Below are 9,340 nucleotides of genomic sequence, written 5' to 3'. Positions count from 1 at the left end.
CACATATCTAGCCAGAAAGCGCTGGGCCCCGAACCGCCGACTCCTTCGGCTCCCCCCTCCCCGAAAGGGGTAAGAAGCTTCCGGCCAAGCAACCCCCTCCACCGACCCCAATTCCCCTCTCATCCATCCTTGCGTCCCAAGCTCTTAACCCGTCACTCCTTGACTTTCCCGTGTACCCAATCGCTTTTCCCCAAGCGAACCTCTTCCCCCTCCGACTGATCTTTCGGACGAAGCCGCGCCGTGCGGAGAACCATCTCTTATCCTTACCCCATTCCCTCCATAGGAGCCTCCATAAAAGCTCTCCGTTGCACAAAAAGATTACTCACAATTGTCACGGCATTTTTTTCAAAAGTGCCTCTCCTACCTCTTAAGCGACCACCAAAATGGCCAGTTTTCAGCAAACATAGCTCGTAACGCGAACTTCTACCCCATCCTGTAGCAAGCCATTGCCGCCAAATATCCATCGCTATTTCTCATCCGCCCTGACCAGAGGGCATCAACCAGTGGGGAGGGAGTGATCCCCCACTGGGTGCGGCATCAAATTCCACGATGTCTCACCGTGGGAGCGCAGAAAAGAAAAGCCGTGCCCGATCTACCTTTTGGGTCTCCAAAAGTCACCCGTGGGCAGTCTCCGTGCACAATGAGTTACGCTTTAGCTAGCGGACGAAATTCCTTCCCTATCTCGTGTGAGATCTAAGAGCCGGCTGTGGGATTTGAACCCACGACCCGCGGTTTACAAAACCGCTGCTCTGCCGCTGAGCTAAGCCGGCGCAAGAAATGAAGCACCGCCTCATCCTAGGTGCACGGCGGAGAGATGTCAAACGGCGCCAGCCTCTGCTTAAATCCTAGACGCCTTTTCTCCACCTCGGAAGACGAGCCTTCGAAAGACCGATGTAAAGCAAAGTTTCGCCCGAAGGTAGGCTTTGCTAAAGGAAGGGAAGCTGCGGTTTTGAGAGAGGCTTTATCAGCGCTGCGCTTGGTAGGCGTGGAGAAAGAGGCTTTTCCAAGGATAGGCACCCGCCAACGGGAGGAGGAGAGGTCGGACGCCGACGCAGAAAGCTCTCGATATCAAAGGGATCAAAGCGAAGCGTTCCCATCTCCGCCTCGGGCTCATTCCGTTCCTTGCAGAGCGACGTGTGTCACAGTGCTTCGGGTAGGGTATAAGAGGGCATAAGTTAGAACCCGAGAAGGATAGGTGAAGCTCGTTGCTAGCCATTTGTGACATCAAAAGGATCTTGGCAAAGAGGGAGCGTTGGTCTTGGACCCGATTTTCCCTCTCTCCCCGACCTCAACAGAGCGTTTCATCGAGCTCGTGAGGAGGCCAGTGCTCGGGGGTGCCAATACCTGCATTATATATGGGCCACAAGGGTATTTCATGAAAAGATATTCCCGTGAAGTTGACTGTCTGAACCAAGCGGCAGGGTAGCCGTTAGAAACCAGCTTAGCGGATGGGGAATGAGCGGCGGTTCCCGTTTCCGGCCGACCGGCTGCCCATTGGAACTGTCATCGTGCATGCGGGGCCGGAGCGAGCCGATGGCGTCGTTCTCTACGCGCGTCTGTTCAGCGACGCCCAAAAACTCCATCCCGATACGCAACCGGCGTGCTTGACGCGAGTTTATGCTAAAGCAAACGGCTGCGGATCGCCAAAGGTTGTGTCATTGAGGCCGGACTGGAATGAACGGCCACCGGAGAGGTCTCATCAGCGTGCTGCCTGATCCAAGGATAGGCATGATTTGGGTCGAGGATCCCGAGCGGCTCGTACGCTTGGGGATTTCCATTCCTGGGGGCGGTATTAGCCGTGCAGAGCCGCTCCATCCTCGTCATTGAGCCCAACGAGATGGAGCGGAGGACATTGTGGGTGATCTCTGCGCACGCTCATCGTTTCCCTGTGCGCCAGGGTTTACGGGAAGCGGTCCGCTACAAACCGGCCGAAGAAGGCCCTCGAACCAATGGCATGAGTAAGCCCCTTGTTTTTACCTCGCAGACCCGTTTTTGCGGCTAACCCCGGGCAGGTTTGGTGCCTGGACGCCTATGCAGCGCTTTACGGGCGGGCAAATGCCGGCCCTTTTTGCCCGGATGCAGGTCGCGGCATTTTGCCAAACAAGCTCTAGCACTCACTCGTGCGCCGCCTCTGCCTCACCGGCACTTGAACGCGATCCGGTTCCAGCAATGAAACCGGTTGCCCAGCGTCCTTACCCTTGGGCGGTGAACGTAGCTGCGGGTTGGGTTAGACTGCCCAGGATCCAAAGCTAGGCCAGCACCGGTGGGCGAGAAGATCAAAAAGGGTCAGGGAGTGCCAAAACGATGAGGAAATCCCGTTCTGGGTTCTTTGGGTTGTGTGCCTGGCGCTGTGTTTGTGGAGATGCTCCAACGTTCATGGTGGTGGAACCATGGGACACATCGGAACAAGCGCGTCCTAGAGCACCAGGGCGCAGGTGGATCCCCTTGGGAACGGATTGGCCGTGATTGTGTGTACTTGTATCCGGAAATTGGGGGCAGCGCGTGGGGGGTAGGATTGGCCATCAACGAGTTAGGCTCTATGGGGGCTTGGATGGCTCGGTCACGGGGCACATCGCTTAAAAAACGCGCCTTTTCCTACCTAGGAATCGATGGATCTACCTCGGGACGGATTTTAGAAGCCAAACAGTGCGCATTAGGCCCCCGGGGTCGGTGGCACAACGTCGGGCCGTATCGGGAACAAGCCCGTTCGACTCCTCCGGAGCCGTGATAGGTGATCCAAAGGTTCCCGGTGGCAAACGGGATGACGTTGGACAAGGGAGAGACGGTCGAATGTTCCAATCGCGCTGGGCGTCCTTCTTGCTTGGCCAGCAGGTGGTAGTCTTTTTTTTAGAGAAGCTCCGGTGATTCATGGACGCGCTCAATAAGCACCATCGGCGCATTATTGGTTTGGGCAAGGTGACGGCGCCCGTAGCTATGGTGCATCGCGTTAGGTTTCCAGGTTATTGCTATAGCCTTGACCCGGTTATCCAGCAGCCGGCGGGCATTCGGCGGCCGCAGGCTCCTCTGGCAAGGTTCGGGGTGAGCGTGCGGCTCGTCGATCTTTTAGAATACCTCGTAGCGCTAGAAGTTGACGTACGAAGAGTGGCGGTTGATATCCATCAGCTTCGCCATGCCCGGAGAGGCGATGGAAGCGTCTTCTTCTTGCAGAGTCTGGTCTGGGGATCGCCGAACTTTGTACACCACTCGTACGCAGCTGGCAGTCTCAATCTTTTCCTATCTCGTAAGCAGTGATCGGGTATAGCTTTTGTAAGCCTGCTTTTTCGCGTTTCCCGCCGAGCAATCGCTTGGGTGTTTTTCCGTTATCCCCTTTTTGTGTGGTGCATCGGCTCAAACCGCGCCTTTCACCGACCAGGACAGCCTGTTTTCTCCTTGCTCGGTCCAGACGGTGTGCAAAGGCAGGGTGGTGAGTTTCAAGCGCCACTGAAACTCCGGCTTGAGCCCACTTCCTACGAGTTCCCCGGAATCAAGGGCCCCGCTGGTGACCCGAGAGAAGATGTGCTCACAAGCCAGCCTCAAGCAGGGCTGGAAAGAGGAAAAGAGAAAGCTCGCTCACGAACGGGTTTTGAGCGGCTTGTCGGGGAGCTTCTTGAGTGATTGATTGAAAATCCTGCCTCGCCTCGAAACCAGTATCTTGTGGCGACCGCGTACGATTGCAGTAGTCCGCTCAATCGGGCCACTACCCAAGTAGACCGCCATGACGCTGCTCATGTGGCCTTAAAGCCGGCAAAGCCAAAGCGTGCCGGGGATCGCTACTTTCGACCTGAATCGCGCTAATCTTTCGATGAAGAAAACCCAATTCATAATGCTTTTGGCCGCGCATCCCCAAGCAAATACTTCTGGAGTTAGGAGGGTCAAGCGCCACTGACCCCCCCTGCGGGGGCTCAGCGTGAGCCCGCGCATGCCTGGCAATCTACTCCTGCCACGAGCATTAGGTGGCAACAACGGAGAAACTTTGACAACCCCCGCGTGATTCTGCTAGAGACTATAACTATTGCAATCGCATTCCTTGGGGGAAGCGATGAACAAGAATGACGGAAGAAAGAAGAGGGGAAAGAAAAAACCGAATGAGTTGGCTTCTCCCAAAGATTCTGTCTCTTTGTCGAAGGCCCCATGTACCGGCGGCGGCGTTTTCTTGGGTCCGGTAGGCCGCCGCTTTCCCACCCGCTGTAGGCACGAATAACGGGTGGCCTTCCCGGCACGTGCGGGTCTATCTTTTCCCATGGCTTCCGATCGTGGCGCCCAAGATGGTTATCGGCTCCGCTTTGACTTGCAAAAAGCAAAGGCAAGAAGACAACCCCATGAGGATCTTTGGCTTTACGAGAAGGAAGGGTAGAGATGGATGCTCCGGCGACTCGGTACCAAGAATAACGAACTTCGGGGAACGGCAAGCCGGCAACTCGCTTCAGTTTCTCAGGTTTTCGGACCTTTGCAGTTATAAGACCACTTATGGAAAAGTGCATAGAGTCGGTTCCTCAAGAGATTGCGCATAGCTGATTCTTCCATAGGAAAATGATAGATCTTGCAGGTTGTAGGCATCTTTGTCCACGAGGTCCGTACCGATCGCACCGGGAGCATGTAGCGGCAGGCGAGGGTTCGGGAGTCCTGCCGGTTGGGGAAAAGGTGAAAAAGGTGAACGGAAGCAACTGGGCCATGGGAGGCGGCTCCCGGTCGAAAGGCAGGAGGTTGTTCGCACAAGCTTGAAAGCGCAAAAGCTTGTCCCCCTAGAGGCCTTACAGCTGGAAGAGCCATTCGATGATGCGGGGTGCGGGGTACGGGAAGAGGTGTCGCGAAGCTGCGGTGTAGAGGAAATCCTTGGAGGAAAAAGATCGGAGCGAAAGCGGCGGTCGAGTAAAGCGATCGCTTTTGGGGGCAGACTCTTTTTGCCTCTTCGAAGTGTGCGTTGCGGAAGGAAGCAAGGGGGACACCTTCGGGGGAACGCTGTGGGGCAGAGGATAGAGGACAAAGGGAGTTGGAAGGAGAACGAGCTCTGCCTCCGCGAGGGATGGGTGAAACGGCGGTTAGAACTAGGTGGAAAAGAAGCTCTATCGCGAGGGTCGCCTTCGGGGAACGAGTCTTGTGCTTTATGATCTATCCGCCGTGTGTACTTTGAGGGGCAGGGCCGGAGGGACTATCCCGTTATGGACAGAGCCGAGATCACCGACGGGATCGGCGGCCAGTTTTTCTTCTCGATTGCGACCCATGCTCAAGAAGTTCCGATTTCTTGTAAAGAATTTGCGGGCAAACCGGGCGGATTCGAAAACTCTTGTGGCGTTGCTCGTGACACTCCAAGGCCGGTTGGGCATCCCAGAAAGAACCCTCGTTTTTGATGGAGGAACGGAAAAGCCCGTGGAACTTGAAGGGGCTTGACGGAGAGAGCGCTTCCCTATGTCGCTTGAGGCAAGAGAGGCGAAGCTCCAAGAGCGATGTTCGGACTCTTCGCAAAAGATCCGCAGCTTTGCCTTACCCACCGGAGTCAAGGCATCGAGGGGGAAAGCAATGGGGTTCGATTCTATGATTGCCCCAGGAAAATGGCCTAAGCCTTGAGCGATCGGGCCCGGCGGCAAAGCCGGGTAGCTCGTGCGAAGGAGGTGTTGGCCGAGATTCCGAAAACGATCGCCCAAAAGCCGATCCGCTCAAACTGGGGAGCCCGGTCGGTCGGGGAGCCCTTTTGCCTCCAAGCCCAAAAAATCCTTTCGAGTACGAAGTCAACCGACAAGGTCTCCGGTGGAAGCGTAAAGAGAGGAGCGGATCCCAGAAGAGGAACCGATCGGTGGATAGTATCTCGGGGAGCCCCATCTCTCCCTACCGGAAGCTTCCCCCGGAGTGCTCGTCACTCAACATAAGCGAGTCGCCAAGATTTGAACCGGTTTTTTCCCAGCTCAGAAGCACCCTGGAAGCCCGTCCCGTGTATCACTGGCCGGGAAACTCCTCCGCAAGCGAAAGGGATCCGCCGCAAAGCTACCGATTCGTGCGGGACTGGAAGGGGAACGGGTGTTTGCCAAGGGTCGAGGCGCAGACCCATTTCCTGGGTGACACACCGCTTTGCCGGAGCGGTCGGCATCGACACGAACGAGGGTCATCTCACCTTGGCCGAAACGGACTGCTTTGATAAAGGCGTGAGAATCCCCGGGATCCGATTCAATCTCCATGGCAAGAGCGACGAGCAAGCCAAAGCGATTTTTGGTGATGCGTGCAAAGGAGGTGATCCGCGCCTGTGCTGAATCGGGCAAGGCGCTTGTGATCGAAGGATTGGATCTTTGTAAGAGGACGCTCGAGCTGGAGTCGGTGGATCCTGTTGCGGCTGGCTTGCTCTTTTCCTTCGCCTACGCCAAGGCGATCGCGGCGGTGAAGTCGGCTTTTTTTGCTGCCGGAGTCGAGGCGAACCGAAGTCGACGCGGCCCACACGCCTGTGATGGGCGCGGTCAATGACGCACGTCGTCATGGCACAAGTTCTAGCTAGAACGTGGCCTCGTGCCCTCGCCCGGAGAGGATTGGGTCTGTCCGAAAGCCCATTCGTGGGAGGGGGCAGTCGTGCCTTCTCGCAACGGCGGTAGTGTCACCTTTGCCCTACCCGGAAGCAATCGGACCAAGCAGGTGTGGTGGTTCCGGCCAGGGGTTCGGGGGAGACTCAACGCGGCGCAAGTGTACTACATGCCCGGTCGGGATGCAATCGGGCTGTCTCGCGCGCCTGTGTCCCCAAAAACGCCGGACTGGGCGCTACCTGGGCTTTGTCGGTGAAACCCCGATACGCCAATCGCCGGCAGCACGGTTCGGCGGCCGGCGTCCCGGACGATCTTCCCTGGTAGGCAAACGGTTGTCTATGGTTTTCAGAACGGTTCAGGAGCTATTGGCAAGGATACACACAAACCCGTTCGCGGCTCTTGTTCGCTTTAGCCCACGGTGGCTTCGTTAGATTGGCGCGCGATATCCGAAGAATTCATGGTCTTCTTGGTATCCTCCTTCGCCGGCTCCGAGATGGGTGAAGTCGGAAACAAACTCGATGGCCGCAATCCATTTCACCTGCTTGTAGCCAAGCTCATTTTCGCAGCGTAATCGTAAGGGCGCACCGTGCAGCACGCTCAGTGCAGACCCGTTCATCTCGTAAGCCAGAATCGTGAGTTCATGCCGCAAGTTCTCTATCCTGTGGACATCATAATAGACCCCACCTTCCCCCCCTTCGCCGAAGGAGTAAAAAACTGCATAACGTGCCTCAGGCTTGGGCTTCACTACTTCAAGGAGATGCCGCATAGGTACTCCTCCCCACTTGGCGATTCCGCTCCAGCCCTGGATACAGAAGTGATTCGTGATCTGCTCCTGCTTCGGCATGGCTCGCAGCTCGGCCAGGGAGAATTCGGCCGGGGTTTCTACCAGCCCACTGATCCGGAGGCGATACGAGGCGAATCTTTCCCGGACCAGCTTCTCGTATTGGTCGCTGCAGGGAAGCTTCCCGTTGGGCCAGAGGAATGGCGAGATGTCTTTTTCGCTATATTGAACACGCGGGGGAATGGATTCTCCCAGAAACAAGAAGGGCCCCAAAAGCGTGGCCCCTGCTTTTTGCACAACGCGGGCATGCCGAATAGTCAAAGGCGAAACCCAGCACCACGCGATAATGACAAGGATCATCCCTGCACCAAAGAGGATCCATCCTTGCGGAGAATCGCCGCGAATTCCCGCAAACATGTGATTCAGATTCTCCGTCGCTCCGGTAAGAAAGACGAGTGTCACGTGTACCACCACAAAGAGGATGAACCAGCAGAGCACCAGGAAGTGAATTGAGCGGGCAATCTGGCGATTTCCTAGTGGACCGAGCCAAGCCAGCCGATTGGCAATGGCCGGTGCCTGAAGAAGCCCTGTGACTAGGGCAAGTGGCGCAGCCACAAAAACGGTCAGAAAATACGTAAGCTGTTGGGCGCTATTGTAGCGAGTCCAACTCTGATTGGACGGAAAGTGGAGCGAAAGATATTGCAAGAGGACGGAAATGGCGTTCGGGAAAACGTCCCAGGAGAGAGGGACGATCCGTCTCCATTGAGGAGTCAGAAAGAGTAAAACGTAAAAAATCACTCCGTTAGCCAACCAGAGCAGATCAAAGGCAAAATGCCACCAGCGTGCCAACCCGATCGAATGACGAATGCCTGGGAGGCCGAGCCAGCTGGGCAGCGTAACGGAGTCGTCCTTCGCGGTCCATAAACGATCCTTGGGAACCTCCCGCTGAAAGCGAAACCATTCTGTCCCCGGCGTACAGTGAACGTTCCAATAGAGGCGGGGATGGTCGGCAAGGATTTGGAGTCCAGATCGCATGATGAACATCATGAAGAAGAGGTTGAGAAAATGCTGCCAACGGAGCCACCAAGGAAATCCAGCGCTTGGAGGCAGGACGCCACTGGACGAACTGCCGGGATAGCGCGCGAGGAACTCCTGCACGGCGGGAACCTGGTAGAGCACTCTAGCGAGCACGATTGCCGCAAGGAGCAGGAGGACGCCGCCAGCCAAAAGCCAAACGAGACTCACCCAACGGCTTCCCATCCGAATTTGTGGCACGGTACCTGCCCGGGGTGGCAACCAATGACTGAGACGGATCCGATCGTCCGCAGGGGTGACGCTGGCTCGTAGCGGCTCTGCATCGTCAGGTGCTGCCATAGGTTCCTTTTCCGCTCTGAAACTACAACTAAGCGCTCCCTCCTTCCTTCAGCAAGCTGGATCTCACCAGTATTCAAAAGGGGTCAAACTCACTCCCTTGGTCTGGATTCCCGCGAGTCAGCCTCCTGGGGTTCGACGACGATGGCAATTCTCCTCCGGCTCGGGGCCAAGCAGGCGAAGGACTTTGGACCGGCCGCCGTTGAGGCCCGACTCGATCTCAGAGACCCCCCAGTTGACAACTCCACCCGGGTTCCTTTCCACGAGGCCGCAAGCCGGACAATTGCCCGATCTTTTTCCCGATTCTCGCGACCGACCCACTGGCCGCCGCACAGGGCCACGGGCTCCAGAAGCGCCCTCCGGCTTTTCGACCCGAATCGCTAGGGGTGGCACTTGTTTCGAAGAGAACCGGGATCCTCCCTTGCCGCATCCAGCGGGAAGGCACCTTCGAGAGAATGGCTTGCCTCCTAGTCCATTTGCTCATCGTCATCGGGACAGGGTATGTGATTTCGCCATTTCTATCCCCTTCTTATGGACGCGTTCTCAACCGTTTTTTCCACCTCACTCCTTGCCGATCCTTGTCCAGTCGCGCTTTGCCAGGCTGAATTACGGCACGAACCGGGCAATCCCAGAGCGACATCGCGCACAAAAACAAGCCCTATGGCAAACCGAAACTAGCTCTCCT

At 56.6% G+C, this 9,340-nt stretch carries 9 protein-coding genes and 1 tRNA gene; 6 read left to right on the top strand and 4 right to left on the bottom strand.

Translation table 11 applies throughout. The features are described 5' to 3' along the window. Positions 1-698: 698 nt before the first annotated feature. Positions 699-770 (bottom strand) — tRNA-Thr (locus KK925_RS05030). A gap of 678 nt (positions 771-1,448) precedes the next feature. Between KK925_RS05030 and KK925_RS05025 the strand changes: the two genes are divergently transcribed. The 4 genes from KK925_RS05025 to KK925_RS05010 all read left to right on the top strand — a co-directional run bounded on the left by KK925_RS05025 (position 1,449) and on the right by KK925_RS05010 (position 3,252). Next, a complete protein-coding gene (locus KK925_RS05025) occupies positions 1,449-1,715 on the top strand; it encodes a hypothetical protein (protein ID WP_214096318.1) in 267 nt (88 codons plus the stop codon). An 83-nt stretch (positions 1,716-1,798) separates the two neighbouring features. Then, on the top strand, positions 1,799-2,002 hold the full coding sequence (locus KK925_RS05020; RefSeq protein ID WP_214096317.1) for a hypothetical protein: 204 nt from the start codon (positions 1,799-1,801) through the stop codon (positions 2,000-2,002). A 360-nt stretch (positions 2,003-2,362) separates the two neighbouring features. Continuing rightward, complete coding sequence (locus KK925_RS05015; RefSeq protein ID WP_214096316.1) at positions 2,363-2,728, top strand: hypothetical protein; 366 nt, start codon at positions 2,363-2,365, stop codon at positions 2,726-2,728. Between the two features lie 140 nt (positions 2,729-2,868). Next, positions 2,869-3,252: a hypothetical protein gene (locus tag KK925_RS05010; protein WP_174583148.1), complete on the top strand. Its 384-nt coding sequence runs from the start codon at positions 2,869-2,871 to the stop codon at positions 3,250-3,252. Between the two features lie 757 nt (positions 3,253-4,009). Here the strand turns inward: KK925_RS05010 and KK925_RS05005 are convergent. After that, positions 4,010-4,195, bottom strand: a complete 186-nt coding sequence (locus KK925_RS05005) for a hypothetical protein (protein WP_174583147.1) — start codon at positions 4,193-4,195, stop codon at positions 4,010-4,012. 854 nt (positions 4,196-5,049) lie between these two features. Between KK925_RS05005 and KK925_RS05000 the strand changes: the two genes are divergently transcribed. Further along, positions 5,050-5,388 (top strand): hypothetical protein, encoded by a 339-nt coding sequence (locus KK925_RS05000; protein ID WP_174583146.1) that lies wholly within the window; start codon positions 5,050-5,052, stop codon positions 5,386-5,388. Positions 5,389-5,900: 512 nt separating this feature from the next. On the opposite strand, the gene KK925_RS04995 is transcribed toward KK925_RS05000, so the two are convergent. Then, entirely contained in the window at positions 5,901-6,170 is a 270-nt protein-coding gene (locus KK925_RS04995; RefSeq protein ID WP_174583145.1) for a hypothetical protein, read from the bottom strand. On the opposite strand from KK925_RS04995, the gene KK925_RS04990 reads away from it, so the two are divergent. Then, on the top strand, positions 6,169-6,450 hold the full coding sequence (locus KK925_RS04990; RefSeq protein ID WP_174583144.1) for a hypothetical protein: 282 nt from the start codon (positions 6,169-6,171) through the stop codon (positions 6,448-6,450). The two genes, KK925_RS04995 and KK925_RS04990, sit on opposite strands and share 2 nt — an antisense overlap. A gap of 480 nt (positions 6,451-6,930) precedes the next feature. Here KK925_RS04990 and KK925_RS04985 read toward each other — a convergent pair whose 3' ends face one another. Then, positions 6,931-8,658 (bottom strand): molybdopterin-dependent oxidoreductase, encoded by a 1,728-nt coding sequence (locus KK925_RS04985; protein ID WP_174583143.1) that lies wholly within the window; start codon positions 8,656-8,658, stop codon positions 6,931-6,933. Between the last annotated feature and the right edge of the window lie 682 nt (positions 8,659-9,340).

This window comes from Candidatus Methylacidithermus pantelleriae, assembly GCF_905250085.1.
Lineage (GTDB): Bacteria > Verrucomicrobiota > Verrucomicrobiia > Methylacidiphilales > Methylacidiphilaceae > Methylacidithermus > Methylacidithermus pantelleriae.
Note: the sequence above shows the minus strand (reverse complement) of the source record. Positions and strands in the feature narration are given on the sequence as shown.